The organism is Cellulosimicrobium sp. CpK407, assembly GCF_051844275.1.
GTDB lineage: Bacteria > Actinomycetota > Actinomycetes > Actinomycetales > Cellulomonadaceae > Cellulosimicrobium > Cellulosimicrobium cellulans_G.
The window spans coordinates 18,435-39,461 of the sequence record NZ_JBGNYC010000019.1; the positions used below are offsets into that span (position 1 = coordinate 18,435).

At 75.6% G+C, this 21,027-nt stretch carries 18 protein-coding genes; 6 read left to right on the forward strand and 12 right to left on the reverse strand.

Features of this window, described 5'->3' with window-relative positions:
• Positions 1–216: 216 nt before the first annotated feature.
• Together ABWU78_RS10350 and ABWU78_RS10355 are read right to left on the reverse strand one after the other, a co-directional pair.
• Complete coding sequence (locus ABWU78_RS10350) at positions 217–597, reverse strand: heavy-metal-associated domain-containing protein (RefSeq protein WP_439158291.1); 381 nt, start codon at positions 595–597, stop codon at positions 217–219.
• A 24-nt stretch (positions 598–621) separates the two neighbouring features.
• Entirely contained in the window at positions 622–960 is a 339-nt protein-coding gene (locus ABWU78_RS10355; protein WP_141389926.1) for a metal-sensitive transcriptional regulator, read from the reverse strand.
• 240 nt (positions 961–1,200) lie between these two features.
• Here ABWU78_RS10355 and ABWU78_RS10360 point away from each other — a divergent pair, with 240 nt between their 5' ends.
• From ABWU78_RS10360 to ABWU78_RS10370, 3 genes are all read left to right on the forward strand, one after another.
• Positions 1,201–1,683, forward strand: a complete 483-nt coding sequence (locus ABWU78_RS10360; RefSeq protein ID WP_253052058.1) for a hypothetical protein — start codon at positions 1,201–1,203, stop codon at positions 1,681–1,683.
• A gap of 192 nt (positions 1,684–1,875) precedes the next feature.
• Positions 1,876–2,979, forward strand: coding sequence for a DUF2330 domain-containing protein (locus ABWU78_RS10365; RefSeq protein WP_353707188.1), 1,104 nt, complete (start codon positions 1,876–1,878; stop codon positions 2,977–2,979).
• A 138-nt stretch (positions 2,980–3,117) separates the two neighbouring features.
• Positions 3,118–3,711: an HdeD family acid-resistance protein gene (locus tag ABWU78_RS10370; protein ID WP_353707189.1), complete on the forward strand. Its 594-nt coding sequence runs from the start codon at positions 3,118–3,120 to the stop codon at positions 3,709–3,711.
• 121 nt (positions 3,712–3,832) lie between these two features.
• Here the strand turns inward: ABWU78_RS10370 and hemL are convergent, their stop codons facing one another.
• The 6 genes from hemL to hemE form a co-directional block, all read right to left on the reverse strand.
• Complete coding sequence (gene hemL, locus ABWU78_RS10375) at positions 3,833–5,248, reverse strand: glutamate-1-semialdehyde 2,1-aminomutase (RefSeq protein ID WP_353707190.1); 1,416 nt, start codon at positions 5,246–5,248, stop codon at positions 3,833–3,835.
• Positions 5,245–6,279 carry a porphobilinogen synthase gene (hemB, locus tag ABWU78_RS10380; protein ID WP_353707191.1) on the reverse strand — a complete coding sequence of 345 codons (1,035 nt, stop codon included), beginning with the start codon at positions 6,277–6,279 and terminating at the stop codon, positions 5,245–5,247. The genes hemL and hemB overlap by 4 nt, the downstream gene beginning before the upstream one ends.
• A complete protein-coding gene (locus ABWU78_RS10385; protein ID WP_353707192.1) occupies positions 6,276–7,355 on the reverse strand; it encodes a uroporphyrinogen-III synthase in 1,080 nt (359 codons plus the stop codon). Before ABWU78_RS10385 ends, hemB begins: the two co-directional genes overlap by 4 nt.
• Positions 7,352–8,521 carry a hydroxymethylbilane synthase gene (hemC, locus tag ABWU78_RS10390; RefSeq protein WP_439158292.1) on the reverse strand — a complete coding sequence of 390 codons (1,170 nt, stop codon included), beginning with the start codon at positions 8,519–8,521 and terminating at the stop codon, positions 7,352–7,354. The genes ABWU78_RS10385 and hemC overlap by 4 nt, the downstream gene beginning before the upstream one ends.
• 148 nt (positions 8,522–8,669) lie before the next feature.
• Positions 8,670–10,151, reverse strand: coding sequence for a protoporphyrinogen/coproporphyrinogen oxidase (locus tag ABWU78_RS10395; RefSeq protein WP_439158293.1), 1,482 nt, complete (start codon positions 10,149–10,151; stop codon positions 8,670–8,672).
• Positions 10,148–11,308 carry a uroporphyrinogen decarboxylase gene (gene hemE / locus ABWU78_RS10400; protein WP_439158294.1) on the reverse strand — a complete coding sequence of 387 codons (1,161 nt, stop codon included), beginning with the start codon at positions 11,306–11,308 and terminating at the stop codon, positions 10,148–10,150. The genes ABWU78_RS10395 and hemE overlap by 4 nt, the downstream gene beginning before the upstream one ends.
• Positions 11,309–11,358: 50 nt before the next feature.
• Between hemE and ABWU78_RS10405 the strand changes: the two genes are divergently transcribed.
• The 3 genes from ABWU78_RS10405 (at position 11,359) to ABWU78_RS10415 (ending at position 16,750) form a co-directional block, all read left to right on the forward strand.
• Positions 11,359–12,780 carry a glutamyl-tRNA reductase gene (locus ABWU78_RS10405; protein ID WP_253052075.1) on the forward strand — a complete coding sequence of 474 codons (1,422 nt, stop codon included), beginning with the start codon at positions 11,359–11,361 and terminating at the stop codon, positions 12,778–12,780.
• Positions 12,781–13,006: 226 nt separating this feature from the next.
• Positions 13,007–15,709, forward strand: coding sequence for a GH92 family glycosyl hydrolase (locus tag ABWU78_RS10410; RefSeq protein WP_439158295.1), 2,703 nt, complete (start codon positions 13,007–13,009; stop codon positions 15,707–15,709).
• 105 nt (positions 15,710–15,814) lie between these two features.
• The gene (locus ABWU78_RS10415; RefSeq protein ID WP_253052079.1) at positions 15,815–16,750 is read left to right on the forward strand and encodes a Ppx/GppA phosphatase family protein; all 936 of its coding nucleotides are present in this window, start codon (positions 15,815–15,817) and stop codon (positions 16,748–16,750) included.
• A 55-nt stretch (positions 16,751–16,805) separates the two neighbouring features.
• Here the strand turns inward: ABWU78_RS10415 and ABWU78_RS10420 are convergent, their stop codons facing one another.
• The 4 genes from ABWU78_RS10420 to ABWU78_RS10435 all read right to left on the reverse strand — a co-directional run bounded on the left by ABWU78_RS10420 (position 16,806) and on the right by ABWU78_RS10435 (position 20,942).
• Entirely contained in the window at positions 16,806–17,243 is a 438-nt protein-coding gene (locus tag ABWU78_RS10420; protein WP_253052081.1) for a VOC family protein, read from the reverse strand.
• A gap of 68 nt (positions 17,244–17,311) precedes the next feature.
• Positions 17,312–17,770 (reverse strand): helix-turn-helix transcriptional regulator, encoded by a 459-nt coding sequence (locus ABWU78_RS10425; RefSeq protein WP_439158296.1) that lies wholly within the window; start codon positions 17,768–17,770, stop codon positions 17,312–17,314.
• The gene (locus tag ABWU78_RS10430; protein ID WP_439158297.1) at positions 17,767–19,089 is read right to left on the reverse strand and encodes a CoA transferase; all 1,323 of its coding nucleotides are present in this window, start codon (positions 19,087–19,089) and stop codon (positions 17,767–17,769) included. The genes ABWU78_RS10425 and ABWU78_RS10430 overlap by 4 nt, the downstream gene beginning before the upstream one ends.
• A 50-nt stretch (positions 19,090–19,139) precedes the next feature.
• Positions 19,140–20,942 (reverse strand): hypothetical protein, encoded by a 1,803-nt coding sequence (locus tag ABWU78_RS10435; RefSeq protein WP_439158298.1) that lies wholly within the window; start codon positions 20,940–20,942, stop codon positions 19,140–19,142.
• Positions 20,943–21,027: the final 85 nt, after the last annotated feature.

Sequence of the window (21,027 nt, forward strand, 5' to 3'; positions counted from 1 at the left end):
GGCGGTCCGGGGTGGCGGACGTCGCGGCGTGCGCGCCGTACGGGTGCGGCGCCGGGGGCGCGTCGCGGTGGCGACGGTCGGCCCGTGGGGTGGTGCCCGACGGCGGAGGCGACCTCGCGCGGGCGAGGCGAGCCCCGTCGTCGGGCACCGGGGCGGTGCGACGTGTCAGCGGGAGGCGGCAGGTGCCGCGCAGGGTGCCGACCGGTCGCGAGCGGGTCAGGCGCGGGGCGGGACCTGGAGGTCGTAGGTCTTCGTCGCCGGGGCCGCGGCGTCCGTGGTGCTCGGGGCGGTGCCGCAGCCGCACGCGCACGCGTGCGCCTCCTGCTTCTCCGCCGCCTGCTCGGCGTACTGGGCCGCCAGCGCGTCCTCCTGCACCTCGAGCGAGGCGACCTCGTAGCCCGCCTCGTCCACGGCCTCGCGGAGCGCTGCCTCGTCGAGCGGGTCGTCGGAGAAGACCGTGACCTCGGACGCGCCGCCGACGCGCAGCTCGACGCTCACGTTCTCGACGCCGGCGACGGCCTCGAGGTCCTTGGTGACGTGCGCGACGCAGTTGCCGCAGGTCATGCCGGTGACGCCCAGGGTGGTGACGGTGCTCATGGTGCTCCTCGGTGGTGGGGTGGGTCAGCTGCGGACGAGGCGGGCGATGGCGTCGGCGGCCTCCTTGACCTTGGCCGCGCCCTCCTGCTCGGACTGGCGGGCCGCGTCGACGACGCAGTGGCCGAGGTGGTCCTCGACGAGGCCGATGCTCACGGCCTGCAGCGCCTTCGTGACGGCGGAGACCTGCGTGAGGATGTCGATGCAGTAGACGTCCTCGTCGATCATGCGCGCGATGCCGCGCACCTGGCCCTCGATGCGGCGCATGCGCTTGAGGTACGCCTCCTTGTCGGACGCGTAGCCGTGCGGACCGGTGTGGGCCGCGTGCTCGTGCTCGACGGCGGGGGCCTCGGTGGTGTCGGTCATGCTCTCCTCCTCGTCCAGGGCGCGGTGCCGCGACTGCGGCGGTCGATCGTCGTCCTATACCCCACCAGGGTAACTGATGCATACCCCCCAAGGGTACGGGCGCTCGGTCGTCCCGACGAGCACGGCCTGACACGTGTCATGCCCGCGGGGTGACGGGCCCACGTCCTGCGGTGAACGGGCGCACTGTCGACCCGCCGACGCCACCGAGAGGCTGGAGGCACCCACGACGAGAGGCGCACCATGACCGACATCATCACCGGGCTCCAGGAGCTCACCCAGGGTCTTCCGCCCCTGCTGCGCTGGGTCGGGGTCCTCCTCGCCGGCGCGATCCCCTACGTCGAGGCGGAGGGCGCCGCGATCCTCGGCGTCGTCTCCGGGGTGAACCCCGTCGTCGCGATCCTCGCTGCCGTGGTGGGCAACGCGATCGCCCTCGCGCTCGTCGTCTGGCTGATCGGTGCCGCACGCTCCGGCGTCACGCGCGGACGTGCCGCGGAGCAGTCGCCCAAGCGGCAGCGGATGCGGCAGGTGTTCGACCGGTACGGCGTGCCGGGCGTCAGCCTCCTCGGACCCCTGCTCCTGCCGAGCCACGTCACCGCGGCCGCCATGGTCGGGTTCGGCGCACCGCGCGCCCGCGTCTTCACGTGGGGCGTCGTCGCGGTGACGGCGTGGGCCGTCGTGCTGGGTGCGCTCGTGCACCTCGGCGTCAGCGCGGCGGTCGCCTGACACGGACCCCGGCCGTGCTCTCGGCCCGTGCCCCCGGCCCTGTGCCCCCGGCCCTGTGCTCCCGGCCCGGCCCCGGCCCGACGGCGCGCCCGGCGGACGGTCGGGAGCAGCGGGTCACGCTGCTGTCACGGCCTCATCACGATTGCGGCGCTCGTCGGGCGAGGCCCTGGGCGCGCCCCTACCCTCCCAAGCATGGGCAGGGGAGCAGGAGCAGGACGGGCGGCCCGCGCGGTGTCGATCGCGCTCGCGCTCGCGGGCGCGAGCGTCGTCGCGGCACCGCCGGCGAGCGCGTGCGCGTGCGGCGGCCTCGTCGACGGGCCCGCGTACGACACGTCGGTCTCGCAGGAGACGGCCGTGCTCCAGTGGGACGGGACGACCGAGACGATGCTGCTGGAGCTCGACACGCTGTCGAACGCCCCGGAGGTCGGGCTGCTGCTGCCGACCCCCGCGCCGGCCGAGGTCGCGCTCGCCGACCCGCAGGTCTTCCGCGAGCTCGACGACCTCACGCAGCCGCGCGCCGTCGTCTCCGACTACCGCTGGTGGCCCGAGCTGGGGTTCGGCGCGGCCGGGGCCGACGGGGCCGGCGCTCCGGCGGGTGTCGCGGTGCTCGACGAGGTGCGGCTCGGCCCGCTCGACGTCACGACGCTCGCGGCGACCGACCCGGGCGCGCTCGGGTCGTGGCTCACGGAGCGCGGGTTCCAGCTCCCCGAGTCGATCCAGACCGCGCTCACGCCGTACGTGAGCGAGGGCTGGTCGTTCGTCGCCGCCCGGCTCGCGCCCGAGGAGGCGGCCGCGTTCGACGGGACGCTGCAGCCCCTGCGCGTCACGTTCCCGAGCGCCTCGCTCGTCTACCCGATGCGCATGTCCGTCGTCGCCGACGACACCCAGAGCACGCGCACCTACGTGCTGGCCGACCACCGGGTCGACCGCACCGATGCGACCGCCGTCGCGCACGAGCCCACGCTGCGGTTCGCGGGCCGTGTCGACCCGGCGTCGGTGGGCTCCGACGAGCTCGCCGCGCTCCTCGCCGCCGGCGGCTTCGTCACGTCGCACGAGCAGGTCTTCGACGACCCGGGGGCGGAGATCGTCTCGGACTTCACCTTCGAGCCGGCCGCGGCCGACGTCGCGTACGCCACGACGTACGCCGTCGTGGCCGACAAGCGGATCGGCCCGTTCTTCGCAGGACCCGTCCTCGCGTTCTCGGCGGTGCTGGCGCTGGCCGCCCTCGTGGTCTGGTCGGGCCGACGTCGACGCGCACCCGCGCCGGTCCTCGCGCCGCGCCCCGCGCGGGCCTGACCGGGGGCGCGAGCGGGCGAAACGCGCGCTTCGCCGCGACACGCGGGATTTCTGGGTGTTCCATGGAGGCGAAGCGGGAGGCGACACAGGCCCCAGGCCGCCGGTGAGCCGGCCCGTCACCTAGCACGGGGAGTGACCATGACGACGCAGGACCCGATCCTCACCGCATTCTCCAGCACCGCGAAGCAGGTCTGGTACTGGCCAGTGCTCCGCGGCGTGCTCGCCATCATCCTCGGTATCGTCGCCCTGGCGTGGCCGGACAAGACCGCGGCCGTGATCATCTGGGTCATCGGCATCTTCGCGGTCGTCGACGGGATCGTCGAGATCATCGAGGGCATCCGGCGCCGCGGGACCGGCAGCGGCACCGCGTTCCTCGTGACCATGGGCGTCCTCAGCCTGGCCGTCGGCATCGTGCTGCTCGTCTGGCCGGGCAAGACCGCGATCGTCCTCACGTGGATCATCGGCTTCTGGGCCGTCGTCTACGGCCTGTTCCAGACCGTCGCGAGCCTCGACCTGCGCAAGGTCCCCGGCAGCGGCTGGGGCTGGGGAGTCTTCGCCGGCCTGCTGGGTCTCGTCTTCGGTCTGCTGGTCCTGTTCAACGTCAACGCCGGGCTGGTCTCCATCGTCTGGATCCTCGCGATCTTCGCGATCCTCTGGGGCGTCATGCTCATCGCGTTCGGCTTCCAGATCCGCTCGCTCGGCAGGCGAGCAGGGCAGGCCGCGACGTACTGACCTGAGGCCGCGGCCCCGCGGCCCCGCGGCCGAGCACGCGATCCCGCGGCGTCGAACACGACGTCGGTGTCGTTATCCGCCGGATAACGACACCGACGTCGTGTTCGGCGCCTAGCGGGGGTCAGGCGGGGCGGGCCTCCGCGGCGGCGCGGGCTGCGGCGGGGAAGGCGTCGAGGATGCGGGTCACCGCGGCGTCGTCGTGGGCGGCGGAGACGAACCACGCCTCGAACACCGACGGCGGCAGGCTGACCCCGGCGTCGAGCATCGCGTGGAAGAACGCGCGGTACCGGAAGGTCTCCTGCGCCTGGGCCTGCGCGTAGTCGCGCACGCCCGCGGTCGCGGCGAGGTCGCCGAAGAACACGGAGAACAGGGACCCCGCGCGCTGCACGCGGTGCGGCACGCCCGCCGCGTCGAGCGCCGAGCCCACGGCCGACGACAGCACGCCCGCGACCTCGTCCACGCGCGCGTACACGGCGTCGTCGGCGAGGCGCAGCGTCGCGAGGCCGGCCGCGACGGCGACCGGGTTCCCGGACAGGGTGCCCGCCTGGTAGACGGGCCCGAGCGGCGCGAGCTGGTCCATGACGGTCGCCGGACCCCCGACCGCGGCGACGGGCATCCCGCCGCCCACGACCTTGCCGAAGGTGAACAGGTCGGGCGTGTAGCCGTCCGCGCCCTGGCCGCGCAGCACCGCGTTCTCGAGGCCCCACCAGCCGCTCGGCCCGACGCGGAAGCCCGTGAGCACCTCGTCGAGGATCAGCAGCGCGCCGTGCGCCGCCGTGATGCGGCGCAGGCCCTCGTTGAAGCCCTCCGCGGGCGGGACGACGCCCATGTTCGCGGGCGACGCCTCGGTGATGACGGCCGCGATCTCGGAGCCGCGCTCCGCGAACGCCGCCTCGACGGCCGCGAGGTCGTTGTACGGGAGCACGAGCGTCTCGGCCGCCGTCGCCTCGGTGACCCCGGCCGAGCCGGGCAGGGCGAGCGTCGCGACGCCGGATCCCGCCTCGGCGAGCAGCGCGTCCACGTGCCCGTGGTAGCAGCCGGCGAACTTCACGACGACGTCGCGCCCGGTCACGCCGCGCGCGAGGCGGATCGCGGTCATGGTCGCCTCCGTGCCGGTCGACACGAGGCGCACGCGCTCCGCGGCGGGCACCCGACGGCGGATCTCCTCCGCGAGCTCGACCTCGCCGAGCGTCGGCGCGCCGAACGACAGCCCGCGCCCCGCCGCCTCCTGGACCGCGGCGACGACGTCGGGCTGCGCGTGCCCCAGCAGCGCGGGACCCCACGAGCACACGAGGTCGACGTACTCGCGCCCCGCGACGTCGGTGACGTACGGGCCGCGCGCCGACGCGAGGAACCGCGGGTCGCCGCCCACGGACCCGTAGGCGCGGACCGGCGAGCTCACGCCGCCCGGGAGCACGCCCTGCGCGCGGACGAACGCGGCGTGGTTGTCCGCCCCGCCCGCGCCCGGCGCGCCGAACAGCGCCGCGTTCTCCGCCTGGACCGCCTCGGCCGTCCCGAAGCCTCCGGTGTCCGTCATGCCCGCGTCCTTCCCTCGTTCTCGTCCAGCCAGCCCGCGAGCTCCGTCGCCCAGTACGTGAGGATCACGTCCGCGCCGGCGCGCTTGATGCCGAGCACCGACTCCGTGATCGCGCCGCGCCGGTCGATCCACCCGTTCGCGGCGGCGGCCTCGATCATCGCGTACTCGCCCGACACCTGGTACGCCGCGACGGGCACCGGCGACATCTCCGCGACCGCCGCGAGCACGTCGAGGTACGACCCGGCCGGCTTCACCATCACCATGTCCGCGCCCTCCGCGAGGTCGAGGTCCGCCTCCCGCAGCCCCTCGCGCGCGTTGGCCGCGTCCATCTGGTACGTGCGGCGGTCGCCCTGGAGCGCCGAGTCCACGGCCTCCCGGAACGGCCCGTAGAACGCGCTCGCGTACTTCGCGGAGTACGCGAGGATCCCGACGTCGTCGAACCCTGCGGCGTCCAGCGCCTCCCGGATCACGCCGACCTGGCCGTCCATCATCCCCGACGGCGCGACGACGTCCGCGCCCGCGCGCGCCTGCGCGACGGCCATCGACGCGTAGCGGTCGAGCGTCGCGTCGTTGTCGACGACGACGGACCCGTCGCGCCCGGTCGTCAGCACGCCGCAGTGCCCGTGGTCGGTGAACTCGTCCAGGCACGTGTCGGCCATGACGACCGGCCCGCCGCCGGCGTGCTCGCGCGCCGCCTCGACCGCGACCCGGATGCCGCGCTGCAGGATCCCGTCCTCGGCGTCGGCCTGCGTCCCGGTCGCGTCGCGCTCCGCGGGGATGCCGAACAGCATGACGCCACCGACCCCGGCGCGCGCGGCGTCGCGCACGGCGTCCGCGAGCGTCGCCTCGGTGTGCTGCACGACGCCCGGCATCGACGAGATCGGCCGCGGCGCGTCGAGGCCCTCCTTGACGAACAGCGGCAGCACGAGGTCCGACGCGTGCACGCGCGTCTCGGTCACGAGACGCCGTACGCGCGGGCTCGTGCGCAGGCGGCGCGGCCGGTGGTGCCCGACGGGGAGCTGGTGGGTCACGAGGGGTCTCCTTCGGAGGTCGGGTCGACGCCGGTCGTGCCGGCGGCCGGGGGAGCGGCCGGGTCGTCGGGCAGGGCGGCCGTGCGGGTGGCGGAGCCGGTGGCGGCGAGCGCGTCCCCGAGCGCGTCGGCCAGCGCGGCGTCGGTCGGGCGCTCCGCGACGGCGTCGAGCCGCAGCCCGACGGCGCGCGCCGCCCGGGCGGTCGGATCGCCGATCGCGACGCCCACGACGTCGTCGCGCGGGCCGAGCTGACGTGCCACCTCGCGCGCGACGCTCCCCGAGGTGAGCACGACGGCGTCCACCTCGCCGGCGCGCCACGCCGCGACGACGTCCGGCGCGAGCGCATGCGTGACGGTGCGGTAGACGGTGACGACGTGCGGGACGTACCCGAGGTCGTGCAGGCCGTCGTGCATCGTCGGTGCGGCGAGGTCCCCCTGCGGCAGCAGGACCACACCTCTACCTCGCGAGGGAGAGCCCTGGTCGGCCGAGGTAGAGCCCTGGTTCGGCGAAGGAGAGCCCTGGTTCGGTGAGGTAGAGGCGTGGTCGGTCGCGGCGAGGGTCGTGAAGGCGGCGACCAGGCCGCGGGCGGAGTTCTCGGTCGGCTCGAGGTCGACCTGGACGCCGACGGCCTCCAGGGCGCGGCGGGTCGCAGGCCCGACGGCGGCCCAGCGGGCTCGGCGGGCGGCGTCACCCAGGTGGACGCCCTGGCGGGCGGCGCTCGCGACGAGCTCGTCGATCGCGTTGACGCTCGTCACGACGACCCAGGCGAAGTCGCCGTGCGCGAGGCGGGCGACGGCGCCGTCCACCGGGGCGGTGTCCTCGACCCGGGCGCGCTCGATCGCGGGGCTGACGAGGACGCGCGCGCCGGCGTCGCGGAGCGTCGCGGCGAGCCCCGCGGCGCGTTCGGGCGCGCGGGGGACGAGGACCGTGCGGCCGGCGAGCGTCGAGCCCGCGGCACGCGGGACCGACGCCAGGGTGGCGGCCTCGGCGTCGCCGTGCGGGCTCGGTCGCCCGGGCGGGGGCGGCACGACGGGTGCGGGGCCGCGCGACGGGTCGCGCAGGGGGCCCGGGCTCATTCCGCCTCGCCGCGGTAGCCGCCGTCGCGGAGCTGCTCGCGCGCGGTCTCGACGGCGCGGTCGGGCGACGGGACGGCGTCGGCGTCCGTGGCCTGTCGCGTCGTCGCCGGGGCCGTCCCGGTCACGGTCCCGGACTCGGACCCAGCCCCGGCTCCGGGCCCGGAGCCGGTCTCGCGGAGCGGGGCGAGGCGGGCGGCGCCGTCGGCGAGGAGCGCGTCGGCGACGCGGGCGCCGAGGGCGCGCGCGGCGTCGTCCCGCGCGTCCTGCGACGAGGCACCGACCGGGACCGTCGTGCGACCGGAGTGCGTGAGCTGCTCGACGCCGTCGACCCGGGCGACGACGGCCGTCAGGACGACCTCGCCGTCCTCGACCAGGGCGTGCGCGCCGACGGGCGCGGCGCAGCCGGCCTCCAGGCGCGCGAGCAGCGACCGCTCGGCGAGCACGGCGAGGCGCGTCGGCTCGTGGTCGAGGTCGTGCAGGGCGCGCGCGAGCACGGGGTCGTCGAGCGACGCCGTGCGCACCTCCACCGCGAGGGCGCCCTGCCCGGCGGCGGGCGCCATGATCGCGGTGTCGACGACCTCGGACACCGCGTCGAGCCGGCCGAGCCGCGCGAGCCCCGCGTAGGCGAGCACGACGGCGTCGAGGTCGGCGTCGGGGCCGAGAGCCCGGGCGAGGCGCGTGTCGACGTTCCCACGGATGTCGACGACGTCGAGGTCCGGCCGGACGGAGCGGAGCTGCGCGGCGCGGCGCGGCGACCCCGTACCGACGCGCGCGCCGCGCGGGAGCGTCGTGATGGTGAGACCGCCGCGGGCGCACAGGACGTCGCGCGGGTTCTCGCGCTCCGGCGTCACGACGGTCAGCCCGGGGGCGGGCTCGGTCGGGAGGTCCTTGAGGGAGTGGACGGCGACGTCGCACCGTCCGTCGAGCAGCGCCTCGCGCAGCGCGTTGACGAACACGCCGGTGCCGCCCATCTGGGCGAGCGACCCGGTGAGGACGTCGCCGTCGGTGCGGACGCGGACGAGCTCGACGTCCCGGCCGGTCAGTTCCTCGAGGCGGCGGGCGACGTGGCCGGACTGGGTCGTCGCGAGGGCGCTGCCGCGCGTGCCCACGCGGAGGGGAGGGGTACCTGCAGGGCTCACGGTCCCAGTCTCTCCCCACTTCGGCATTCCACGGAAATGCGCACGTCACGCTGCCGGGAATACGTGCGGGAGTGACGTGGTCCTGACGCGCGGTCAGGAACTTCCGGACACGATGTCAGGACAATTCGCGAGCGCATTTGACGCCGCATTTCTCGGGATTCCGGTAAGGATTGCCTCAGTCGAGGACGGCGAGGCCCCGGGCGCATTCCTGGGCGTGCGCGACGATCGCCGCAAGCCCCGTGCCGGCGATCCAGCCACCCGTCACGCCGAGCCCGGGGACGGCGTCGACCCGCTCGACGAACGCCGCGACCTCGCGGCGGTACGCGGGGGTGGGCGGGGGCAGCGCGCCGTTCCAGCGCGTCACGACGTGCCCGAGCACGCGGCCGTGCAGGTCCACGCCGAACAGCCGTGACGCGTCGGCGACGACGCGGTCGAGGTCGGGCTCCGTCGTCGCGCCGATGCGTCCGTAGCTGAGGCGCACCACGTGGTGGCCCGGTCCGACGGCGGCGCGCACGCGCTCGCGCAGCCACGGCCACTTCGCCGTCGAGTGCGTCAGGGCCTTCGCCTCGACGTCCGACGGCGGCGCGGCCCGCCCGGCGTCGCGGTGCGGCGGGGCGACGAGCAGCCCGGTCCCGCGCGGCGCGTCGTCGAGCTCGGGGGCGCGGAGCAGGAGCGTGACGAGGCGGACGTCCGCGCCGGGCTCCGGGTCGGGCAGCAGGTCCGCCGCGGTGCCGACGAGAGGGCCGAGCGCGTCCACGAGCGCCGGGGTCGTCACGACCAGGCGCGGCGCGGCGAGCTCGACGGGCCCGTCCGGCGTCTGCGCGCGGACGACCCAGGAGCCGGAGGGCGCGTCGCCGCCGGAACGCCCGCGGTCCGGGTCCCTCCGGGCGATCTCCGTGACCTCGTGGCGCAGCCGCACGTCGGCGTCCGCCGCGAGCTCCTCGACGAGCCGGTGCATGCCGCCGTCGATCCCGCGGACGGCCGAGCCGGCCGGGGCGAGCGCGCGCAGCGACGCGACGGCCCGCGCGAGCGACCCCTCGCGCTCGAACGCCTCGCGGAGCCCCGGCGCGACCGCGGCGACGTCCAGCCGGTCGAGCGGGGCCGAGTGCACCCCGGCCGCGACGGGCGCGACGAGCCGCTCCGTGACGCGCGTCCCCATGCGCGAGCGCGCGAACGTCTCGAGCGTGCGCAGGTCGGTGAGGCGGCGAGGCAGGACGCGGTCGAGGCTCGCGCGCAGCGCCCCGCCGACGCCGACCGCGCGGCGCACGTCGCGGGACCACGGGTGGGCGGGGATCCCGAGGACGCCGGCGCGCGGCAGGGGGTAGGCGCGGCCCGCGGCGTAGCCCCAGGCGCCGTCCCCCGACGGCTCGACGACGTCGAGGCCGAGCGCGGCGACCAGGTCGCCGACGGCCGTGCCGCGGGCCGCGAAGGACTCGGCCCCCAGATCGACGCGGACGCCGTCGAGCCCGGGCAGGTCGCCGCCGCGGACGGGCCCGCCGGGGACGTCCGCGGCCTCCAGCACGACGACGCGCAACCCCTGCTCGCGCAGGGACAGGGCGGCGGCGAGCCCCGCGACCCCCGCGCCGACGACGATCGCGTCCACCCCCTCGGGGACGGTCCCGGGGGAGGTGCGGGACGTCGTCGGCTCGGTGCTCACCGTCGGGTCGCCTCCTCGTGCGCGTCGTCCTGTCCCGTCCAGTCTGCGCCGAGCGCGTGGACCAGGTCGACGACACGCGTGAGGACGTCCGGGTCGGTGTCCGGCGGGACGCCGTGCCCGAGGTTCACCACGTGCCCGGGCGCGGTGCGCCCGCGCCGCACGACGTCGCGCACGTGCGCCTCGAGCACGTCCCACGGCGCGGCGAGGAGCGCGGGGTCGATGTTGCCCTGGACGGGGACGGGGTCGTGGCCCTCGCCGAGGAGCCGGGCGGCGTCGTCGAGCGGCGTGCGGTAGTCGACGCCCACGGCGACGTCGCGCACCCCGGCCGCGGTGACGGCGTCGCGCATCGTGGGGAGCAGGTGCTCCGTGCCGGTGCCGAAGTGCACGACCGGCACGCCGAGGTCGGCGACGTGCGTCAGCGCGCGCGTGCTCGCCGGGGCGGCGCCCGCCGCGTAGTCGGCGCGCGAGAGCGAGCCTGCCCACGAGTCGAAGAGCTGGGCGGCGCTCGCGCCCGCCCGCACCTGGGCGCGCAGGAACGTGCCGGTGAGGTCGGCGGCCCAGTCGACGAGGCGCTGCCACGTCTCCGGGTCGCCGCGCAGCAGGGCGCGCGCGGCGAGGTGGTCGCGCGACGGCCGTCCCTCGACGAGGTAGGCGGCGAGCGTGAACGGCGCGCCCGCGAACCCGATGAGCGGCGTCGTGCCGAGCGCGTCGACGGTCAGCGCGACGGCCTCGCGGACCGGGGCGAGCGACTCCTCGGTGAGCTCGGTCTCCACGAGGCGCGCGACGTCGTCGGGCGTCCGGTACGCCTGGCCCATGACCGGCCCGACGCCCGGCACGATGTCGACCTCGACGCCCGCGAGACGCAGCGGCACGACGATGTCGGAGAAGAAGATCCCCGCGTCGACGCCGTGGCGGCGCACCGGCTGGAGCGTGATCTCCGACGCGAGGTCGGGGCGCAGGCACGAGTCGAGCATGCTCACGCCCTCGCGGGCGGCGCGGTACTCGGGCAGCGAGCGGCCGGCTTGCCGCATGAACCACACGGGTGTGATTTCCGGGCGATTTCCCGTCGTGCCCGCGCGCAGGGCCTGCACGAGCGGCGAACGGTCCGTGCGGCCGTCGGTCAGGGGATGGCCCGGGGAAAGGGCGACAGGAATCACAGCTACCGATTCTGCCTCCCTCCCGGTGGAATGATTAAATCGGAGGCACTGTGGCTCTTCTCTCCCTCACGGCCAGCCACCACGAGCTCGACCTCGACGCCCTGGAGCGACTCTCCACCGGGGCGCACTCGATCGGCGGCTCCGCGGTCGCGGCGTGCGACGTGATCACCGGTGCCGTCGTCCTCGCGACGTGCAACCGGTTCGAGCTGTACCTCGACGTGGACGCGCCCCTCGACGGGACGGGCGTGCAGCACGCGACCGAGCACGTCGCGCGCATGGTCGCCGACGCGTCGGGCGTCGAGCCGGCCGAGGCGCTCGCCTCGTTCCGCACGCGCGCCGGGACCGAGGTCGCCGAGCACCTGTTCGCCGTCGCGTCGGGGCTGGACTCGATGGTCGTGGGCGAGCGCGAGATCGCGGGCCAGGTGAAGCGCGCCCTGGAGACCGCGCACGCCGACGGCGTGACCTCCTCGACCCTCGAGCTCCTGTTCCAGACGGCGTCGCGCACGTCCAAGAGGGTCAGCACGCAGACGACGCTCGGCGGCGCGGGCCGCTCCGTCGTCGCGCTGGGCCTCGACCTCGCGGGGGCCGAGCTGCCGCCGTGGCACCAGGTGCGGGCCGTCCTCATCGGGACGGGGTCGTACGCGGGCGCGAGCCTCGCGGCGCTGCGGGCGCTCGGCTGCGACGACGTGCGCGTCTACTCGCAGTCCGGCCGTGCCGAGGAGTTCGCCGCCGCGCGCGGCGTGGAGGCGGTCACCGACCTCGTCGCCGCGCTCGAGGACGCGGATCTCGTCGTGTCGTGCAGCGGCGCGCGCGGGCGGGCGCCGGCCGACGGCGTCGCGCGTCCGGGAGGGGGCGGCGACCGCCGCGAGCAGGCCATCGAGCACGTGCTCGACGCCGCCGCCGTGGTCCGGGCGCGCGAGCGCGCGGCGGTCCGCGCGGGGGACGAGCCCGCGGCCCGTCCGACCGTGGTGCTCGACCTCGCGCTGCACCGCGACGTCGACCCGCGCGTCGCGGACGTCGAGGGCGTGCTGCTCTACGACCTCGCGACGCTCGCGGCGCACTCGCCGTCGATCGCGTCGGAGCTCGTCGTCCAGGCGCGTGCGATCGTGGACGACGCGACGCGCGCGTTCGAGGAGACGCGGCTCGGCCGCGCGGCGGACACCGCGGTCGTCGCGCTGCTCGCCGACGCGGAGCGGCGCATCGCGCTCGAGGTGGCCGACGTCGTCGCGCTGCGCGAGGCGGACGGCGACCCGGTCGAGCCGGACGAGGCCGACGAGCTCGCGCGCGACGTGCGCCGTCGTGTCCACGCCGACCTGCACCGCGCGATCGTCGAGGCCCGCGCCGAGGCCGTCGCGGCCGCGCAGGCGGAGGAGCGCGCCGTCGTCGCGGACGCCCAGGCCCTCGCCGACGAGGCGGCAGCGCCGGCGCGGCCGACGAGCCCGGGATCTCTCCCCGCACCCGCCGCCCGCTGAGGAGCCACCCCGGGTTCGGCGCGCTGCGCCCTCCACGCTCGACCTGGTCGTTCGCCCGGGCATGCAATTGACAGCGCAGTCATACGCGGGAGAGAGTGACCGGCGGACGCCCGTCGTCGACCAGGAGCACCGTCGCCCCGCCACGAGCGGCCCGGGCGGCACCTGGCCGGCGGACCCGGGGCGCCCCGGGCGACGCAGCCCGGTCGCACGTCGAAGAGGACATGGCATGAGACGACCACGACTCGCCCTGCTCGCCGCCGGGCTCGCGCTCGCCGTCGCGCCGGGCACGCTGCTGCCCGCCGCCGCGGGCGCCGCCCCCGCCGGCGACGGCGCCGTCACCGCCGCCGCGGGCGACGACCTCACGCTCGAGGTCAACCCGTTCGTCGGCACCGAGAGCGAGGGCAACGCCTACCCGGGCGCGACCGTGCCGTTCGGCATGGTCCAGCTCAGCCCGGACAACACGAACTCCTACGCCTCGACGTCGTACAGCACGAACGCGGGGCGCGTGTGGGGCTTCAGCCACCGGCACGTGAACAGCGCGGGCTGCCCCGCGGCGGGCGAGCTGCTCGTCACGCCGGACACGAGCGCGACCCCGCGCACGTCGCGCTCCTTCATCGCGATCAAGGATCAGAAGAACACCGAGCACGCGTCCGCCGGGTTCTACGAGGTGACGCTCGCGAACGACGTGCACGCCGAGCTCAGCGCGACCACGCGCGTCGGCGCGCACCGCTACACGTTCCCCGCCTCGACGACGTCGCACCTGTCGTTCAACGTGGGCCAGACGCTGCGCGACGCCGGCGCGAGCTCGGTGACGTGGGTCGACGACCGCACGCTCGAGGGCTGGGTCGACAACGGCGGCTTCTGCGGCGGCACGCCGGACAAGCAGCGGTACTTCTTCAGCGCGACGTTCGACCGCCCGGTCGCGTCGAGCGGCACGTGGGGCGCCGACGCGCGGTACGTCGCGGGGTCCACGACGAGCGAGGTCGCGGGCGGCAACAACGGCGCCGTCGCGGTGTTCGACACCACGACCGACCGCGACGTCGAGGTGAGCGTGGGCGTGTCGTTCGTGAGCGTCGACGGCGCGCGCGCCAACCGCGAGGCCGAGGCCACGGTCGAGGGCGGCCAGGTCGCGTTCGACACCGTGCGCGAGGAGGCGCGCGACGCGTGGAACGCCGAGCTGGGCCGTGCCGCGATCGACGCGTCGCCCGACCAGCGCCGGATCTTCTACACCCAGCTCTACAAGACGCTGCTCTCGCCGACGATCGGCAGCGACGTCGACGGCCGGTACCGCGGCATGGACCTCGAGGTCCACCAGGCCGACGGCTGGGACTACTACCAGAACTTCTCGCTCTGGGACACGTACCGCACGCAGGCGACGCTGCACGCACTCCTGCTGCCCGAGCGCGCGCAGGACATCGTGCGCTCGATGTACCAGCACCGCGTCGAGGGCGGCTGGCTGCCGCGCTGGTCGCTCGGCGCGCTGGAGACCAACATCATGGCGGGCGACCCCGTCACGCCGTGGCTCGCGGAGAACTTCGCGCTCGGCACGGTCCCCGACGACATCGCCGACGAGCTGTGGGACTACCTCGTGGAGAACGCCACGACCACTCCGCCGGACGACGTCGCGTCCGTCGGGCGGCGCAGCACCGAGTTCTACGCCGAGCACGGCCACGTGCCGTTCTACCCCGAGAACGAGGGCGGCCTCGGTGGCCAGTTCGAGGAGTACCGCCACGGCGGCTCGGCCACGCTCGAGCTCGCCCTCGCCGACGCGAGCCTCGGTGCCGCGGCGGAGCGCACGGGCCGCGAGGGTGGCCAGGCGTTCCTCGACAAGGGGCGCAACTGGCGCAACCTCTGGAACCCGGACGTCGAGCTCTCCGGCGGCTTCCAGGGCATGGTCAACGCGAAGCGCCCGACGGGCGAGTTCGTCACGCTGCCCGAGCTGACCGACGTCACGCGCTCCGGCTTCCACGAGGGCGTGCCGTGGCAGTACCAGTGGATGGTGCCGCAGGACGTCTCCGGCCTCCAGGAGGTCATGGGCGGCGAGGACGGGTTCGTCGAGCGCCTCGACTACTACTTCGACCAGCCGGCGCTCGCCGCGAACCCCGGCGTCTCGCCGAGCACGTGGGCCAAGGGGGGCAGCTCCTACTACACGACGACCCGCTATAACCCCGGCAACGAGCCGACGATCATGAACGCCTGGCTCTACGGCTACGTGGGCCAGCCGTGGAAGACGAACGACGTGCTCGCCGCGAACCTCAACCGCTTCCCGGACACCCCGGGCGGCGGCGTCGGGAACGACGACCTCGGCACGCTCGCGGCCTGGTACGTCATGGCGTCCCTGGGGTTCGAGCCCGTCATGCCCGGCTCCGGGATCCTCGCGCTCAACGCGCCCAAGGTGCAGGCCGCGACGCTCACGACCGACGCCGGGGCGACGCTCCGGATCGACGCGGCGGGTGCGAACGAGAAGCTCCCGAGCTACGTCGCCGGTCTGGACGTCGACGGCGTCGCGCACACCGCCGCGTGGCTCGACGTCGCGGCGCTGCAGGACGGCGGCACGCTCGACTTCGACCTCTCCGACACGAGCGCGGGCCTCACGTGGGGCACCGCGGCCGCCGATCGCATCCCGTCGGTCTCCGCGGCCGCCCCGCCCGCGCCGGTCGAGGTCGAGGCGAGCGCGCGCTGCCTTGGTGGTCGGGCGTTCGTCGCGGTCCGCGCGACCAGCACGGCCGACGAGCCCGTCGACGTGACGCTCTCGACGCCGTTCGGCGAGCGGACGGTCCGGCACGTGCAGCCGGGCAAGAACGCCTACCAGTCGTTCACGACGCGCACCACGTCTGTCGCGGCGGGCACGGCCACCGTGACCGTCGTCGCCGCGGACGGGACCACGTCCCAGGTCGACGTGGCGTACGAGGCGCTCGACTGCGGCTGACCCGCGGTCCGGTCGCGACAGGGGAGCGCTCGCGCTCCCGCACGAGGGCCGTCGTCGGGCACCCCGCCCGGCGGCGGCCCTCGCCGCGCCGCTAGGCTTCGGCGGGTGAGCACCACCACGCGCCTGGGCGTCCTCGACATCGGCTCGAACACCGTGCACCTCGCCGTCGTGGACGCCGCGTACGCGGCACGCCCCGTGCAGGCGGCGGGTGCGCGCACGGTCGTGCGCATCATGCGCTACCTCCGGCCGGACGGGTCGCTGTCGCCCGAGGGAGTCGCCGCGATGCTCACCGCGGTCGACGACGCGATGGCGCTCGCGCGCGAGTCCGCCGTCGACGAGATGCTGCCGATGGCGACGTCGGCGCTGCGCGACGCGACCAACGGTCCCGAGGTGCTCGCCGCGATCGGCGAGCGCGTCGGCCAGCCGGTGCGCGTGCTCTCGGGCGAGGACGAGTCGCGCCTGACGTTCCTCGCGGCGCGCCGCTGGCACGGCTGGGCCGCGGGCCGCCTGCTCGTCCTCGACATCGGGGGCGGGTCGCTCGAGATCGCGTCGGGCGTCGACGAGGAGCCCGACCTCGCCGTCTCCCTCCCGCTCGGCGCCGGGCGCATGACGATGGGCTTCCTGCCCGACGACCCGCCCGCGCCCGAGCACGTCGAGGCGCTGCGCGAGCACGTGCGCGCGACGCTCGCCCCCGCCGTCGCGCAGTTCGCCCGGCTCCCGCGGCCCGACCACGTCGTCGCGACGTCCAAGACGTTCCGCTCGCTCGCGCGGCTCGCAGGCATGCAGACCGAGGCCGTCGGCCCCGACGACCGGTGGCGCATGCGACGCTCGCAGCTCGCCGACTGGGTGCCGCGGCTCGCGCGCATCACGGCCGAGGGCCGCACCGCGTTGCCCGGCATCACGCCCGAGCGCACGTTCCAGATCGTCGCGGGCGGGGTGGTCGCGGTCGAGACGATGCGCGCGCTCGGCGTCGACGAGGTCGAGATCTGCCCCTGGGCGCTGCGCGAGGGCGCGATCCTGCGCCGTCTCGACCACAGCTGACCTCGCCCGCGCGGAGCCTCGGGGTCCTCCTCGGCCGGGTCCGGCCCGGGCCCCGTCAGCCGGCGGCGGCAGACCTCGGCTCGGTGAGGCTGAACCAGTTGCCGGAGTCGTCGACGAAGACGGCCTCCACGCCGTAGGGGCGGTGCGCGGGCGGCTGGCGGAACGTCACGCCCTTCGCGACGAGGTCGCGGTAGGTGGCCTCGCAGTCGTCGGTCTGGAGGACACCCGCCCCCATCGACCCCTTGGCGACCAGCGACCGGAGCTGTGCCGCGGACTCGGGGTCCCGGCCCATGGCGCAGTCGGCCAGGATGATCGTGCGCGTCGGGTCGCCCTGCGGCCCGACCGTGAGCCAGCGGAAGCCCGCGCCACCGCCCTCGAACTCCGCGCCCATCGAGAAGTCGTCGCGCAGCTCGAAGCCGAGCACGGTCGTGTAGAACTCCTTGGCGGAGTCCTGGTCGAGCACGAACACGGTGGTGTGGGACAGCGTGAGCACGGGTTCTCCTCTCGGGGCGCCGACTGCCGGCGCGGGGCCGACGGCCTCGCCGGCCGTCGTCCTCGACGCTACGACGCGCCGCCCTGGTCCTGCTTCTCCGATCGTGCGGAGCCCGACGCCGGCCGGGGCACCGGCTGCGGCCGGCCCCACGCGAGCGCGAAGCACCCGGGGACGGGCGGACCGCCGGCGCGGGCGTGCTCGTCCCGGTAGGCCGTCGGGGTGACGCCGACGATCGCGCGGAAGCGCGCGGAGAACGTCCCGAGGCTCGTGAAGCCCACGGCGTGGCAGACCTCGGTCACGGTGAGGTTCGCGGTGCGCAGCAGGGTCTTCGCGCGCTCGACGCGGCGTGTGGCGAGGTAGGCCATCGGGCTCGTGCCGAACGCGGCCGCGAACGCGCGCGCGAAGTGGAACGGCGAGTAGCCCGCGACCGCGGCGACCCCGGCGAGGGTGAGCGGTTCCGTGAAGTGCGCGTCCATGTGGTCGCGCGCCCGCCGCAGGTGGACCGCGACGTCGGGCTGGACGCTCACGCCGTCCACCGCGGCTCGTCCGCACCCCACGGGCGGGCGGGGGCGGGGTAGTCGTCGACAGGGCCGCCCGCGAGGTGGTCGAGCGCGGGGCGCGTCGTCGTCGCCACGACGTCCCGGCCGTCCAGGCGCGCGGGGTGCGCGACGACGCAGCGCGGGCCGGGAGTGCGCGGAGCGTCGTGCGCGGGGTCGCGGCCCGGGGCGGCGAGCAGGGCGCGGGCCGTCCGAGCGAGCGCGCCGTCGACCGCGCGCCCGCGGCCGTCGCTCGCGCGGTCGGCGAGCGCGTCGACGACGGCGGCCGCGACGAGGTAGCCCGTCGCGTGGTCGAGCGCCTGGGCGGGCAGGGCGCCCGGGGCGGCGTCCTCGGGCGCGCACGCGGTGCCGTCCCGCGACCCCTCCACGAGCGCGATCCCGCTCACCGCCTGGACGATCGAGTCGAAGCCCCGCCGACCGGCCCACGGGCCGTCGTCGCCCCACGCGGTGACGCGCGCGTGCACGGCGCCGGGCGGGAGCCGCAGGCCGAACGACTCGACCGCGCCCGGACGGTACCCGGTCACGAGCACGTCGGCTTCGTCGAGCAGCCGCTGGGCGCGGGCGAGGCCGTCGCGTGTCGCGAGGTCGAGCAGCGCCGACCGCTTGCCCTGCCCCGTGTCGAGGTGCTGGACCTCGATCTCGGGCAGACCCGGTGGGTCCAGGCGCAGCACGTCCGCGCCGAGCAGGGCGAGCGTGCGCGTCGCGACCGGGCCCGCGATGACGCGCGTGAGGTCGAGCACCCGGACCCCGGCGAGCGGGCGCGGCCCGGACCCGAGCGGGCGCGCGGGCGCGGCGTCCTCGCGCGCGGCCGTGCGCACCGGTGGCCCCGACGCCGTCGCCCGGCCCGGCGGGGTGGCGCGCCACGCGTCCTCGCTGCGGACGCGCACGGCGATCGCGCCGGTCTCCGCGGCGCGGTCCTCGACGTCCTGGGCCGAGCGGTCCGCGAGGGCGCTCACGACGGCGTCGCGCGCCGCAGCCCCGTCGGCCGTCGCGGGCAGGTCGAGGAGGGCGAGCAGACGCGCGCGGTGGTGTGCGTAGTTCGCGTGCGTGCGGACCCAGCCGTCCGCGGTCCGGAAGAAGCCCGAGAGCGGCGCGAAGCCGTCCACCGGGGCGCCGTCGACGCGGAGCAGCCGGTCGCTCGCGAACGCCGCGGCGACGCGCTCCGGGTCAGGGGGCGGGCCGACGTCGAACCCGCCCGCGCGCGCCGCGGCGTCGCGCACGGCGACGACCGACGCGACCGCGAGGTCCAGGACCGGCAGCGTCGCGGCGAGGAACGGCGCGGCACCCACCCCGCGACACTACGCCGACGGGAGGCCCGGGTGCCCGGACCCGCGACCGATCAGTGGCCGACCGTGACCGTGCCGGGGAACCGGGCCGCCGAGCGGTCGGTCGCGGAACCGTCGCCCGCCGCGTTGATCTCGGAGATCATCATGACGAGCTCGAGGTCGGAGTCCGCGGCGCGGGCGAGGCTGGTCGCGAGCTGGTACGGGTCGGTGATCGGCTTCATGTCGTAGTCCGTGACGATCATGCGCGTCTGCATGCCCAGGCTGTCGTTCTCGACCGCCGTGCGCACGCTGTCCGCGAGGCGGTTCATCTGCGACTCCGTGAGCGTCATCGTCACCTGCTGGCCGGACGACACCTCGCTCGACGGGGAGAAGCCCGAGAACTCCTTCGTGTTGAAGTACTGCGACGACATGTCGTCGGCCGTGACGTCGAACGAGTACGTCCGTGCGGACACGTCCTCGGTCCCCGACGCGTCGAAGGCCTGCGACATGCGGAAGTCGCCGCGGTCGCCGTACGTCGCGGTGAGGAGCTGCTCCGTGCTGCCGTCGGGGTTGGTCGTCGCGACGAGCGAGCCCGTGTTCTTGCCGATCTCCCACTCGGCCCCGCCGACGGGGGTGTCGAAGCCGACGGTCGACGTCGAGTCGAACTCGACCCGCTCGATCTTCGTGGTGCCGGAGATCCCGGTCGACGCGTCGGCGGGGATCTCGCCGGTGACGAGATACCTGTCGTACGCGGCCTGGCCCTCCGGGGTGGACAGGTCGAACTCGGCGCTGCGCAGCGACGCGCCGTCGAGCGACGTCGTGTTGCCGAGCATGACCTTCACGGCGTCGAAGTCGAGACCGAGGCCCGCGTGGTTCGCGATGGCCTCGGTGGGGCCCGCGGTGACGCGCACCGTGTCGTCGCCCGTGCGCTCGATGAGGCTCGTCACGCCGCTCGCGTCCTTGACGGACGACTCGACGGCGATGTGGCGGAACGCCGCGTTGAGCTCGGTCTCCGCGTAGCTGCCGCCGTCCATCGTGACGGACGAGCCGACCGGCATGCTCCGCGGGTCGAACGGGTTGATGCTCCCGGGGTCGGTGACGCCCGCGCCGTCGGGCACCTTCACCGTGTACGCGGACGTGACGCCGGTCGTGTACCCGCCGCTGACGCCCGTGCCGCCCTTGTCGACGCCGCCCTCGACGCCGATCGAGACGTCGGACTTGGACGTGTACGTGGTGAAGCCGTCCTCCGACTTCTCGCCGACCGTGTACTCCGCACCGCCGTTGACGCCGAACGAGATCTTCGACCCGTTCGTCGTCTTCATCCAGTCGGAGAGCGAGCCGCTGCCCGAGTACGTGGTCTCGCCGCTCTCCGGGTCGTGGGTCACGCCGAACCCGACCTTCGCGTCGGTGCCCTCCGTCGCCGGGTTGCCCAGGCTCCCGTTGTCCGTGCCGGACTCGTGGTCGCCCTTCACCGTGACCTTGGGGCCGCCGGGGCTCTCGTCGCCCGACGCGTCGCCTCCGCCGCCACCGGGCCCACCGCCGGAGCCCGGCCCGCCCCCGGAACCGGGCCCGCCGCCCGGCCCGCCACCAGGGCCGCCGCTGCCGCCCGTGCCGTCGGAGCTGGCGCTCTCCTGCTGGTCGGCGTTCTTGCGGACCTTGTCCGCCGCGTCCCGGAGCGTCGCGGTGGCGGCGGCCAGCGCCGGGCCCAGCTCGGCGGACCAACGGCCGCGCAGCTCGTCGCCGTCCGGTCCGGCCCAGCGGGCCCCGCTCACGGTCGAGTCCAGCGTGCTCCGCGTGGTCGTGAGCGCCTCGGACGCCGTCGTGAGGCTCTGCGCGAGCGCGCGCAGCTCGCCGATGTCGGCACCGTAGAACCCCATGGTCGTCCCTCTGTCGCTGCGGATCGTGCCTCCGGAGCGTACGCGGGCGGGCGCCGCCGCGTCTCGTCCCGCTCATGGGGCGAGG

What these genes read in the sequence shown, in the direction of transcription:
- ABWU78_RS10350 (WP_439158291.1), bottom strand. Translation starts at nt 597, where the DNA reads ATGAGCACCGTCACCACCCTGGGCGTCACCGGCATGACCTGCGGCAAC.
- ABWU78_RS10355 (WP_141389926.1), bottom strand. Translation starts at nt 960, where the DNA reads ATGACCGACACCACCGAGGCCCCCGCCGTCGAGCACGAGCACGCGGCC.
- ABWU78_RS10360 (WP_253052058.1), top strand. Translation starts at nt 1,201, where the DNA reads ATGACCGACATCATCACCGGGCTCCAGGAGCTCACCCAGGGTCTTCCG.
- ABWU78_RS10365 (WP_353707188.1), top strand. Translation starts at nt 1,876, where the DNA reads ATGGGCAGGGGAGCAGGAGCAGGACGGGCGGCCCGCGCGGTGTCGATC.
- ABWU78_RS10370 (WP_353707189.1), top strand. Translation starts at nt 3,118, where the DNA reads ATGACGACGCAGGACCCGATCCTCACCGCATTCTCCAGCACCGCGAAG.
- hemL (WP_353707190.1), bottom strand. Translation starts at nt 5,248, where the DNA reads ATGACGGACACCGGAGGCTTCGGGACGGCCGAGGCGGTCCAGGCGGAG.
- ABWU78_RS10385 (WP_353707192.1), bottom strand. Translation starts at nt 7,355, where the DNA reads ATGAGCCCGGGCCCCCTGCGCGACCCGTCGCGCGGCCCCGCACCCGTC.
- hemC (WP_439158292.1), bottom strand. Translation starts at nt 8,521, where the DNA reads ATGCCGAAGTGGGGAGAGACTGGGACCGTGAGCCCTGCAGGTACCCCT.
- ABWU78_RS10410 (WP_439158295.1), top strand. Translation starts at nt 13,007, where the DNA reads ATGAGACGACCACGACTCGCCCTGCTCGCCGCCGGGCTCGCGCTCGCC.
- ABWU78_RS10435 (WP_439158298.1), bottom strand. Translation starts at nt 20,942, where the DNA reads ATGGGGTTCTACGGTGCCGACATCGGCGAGCTGCGCGCGCTCGCGCAG.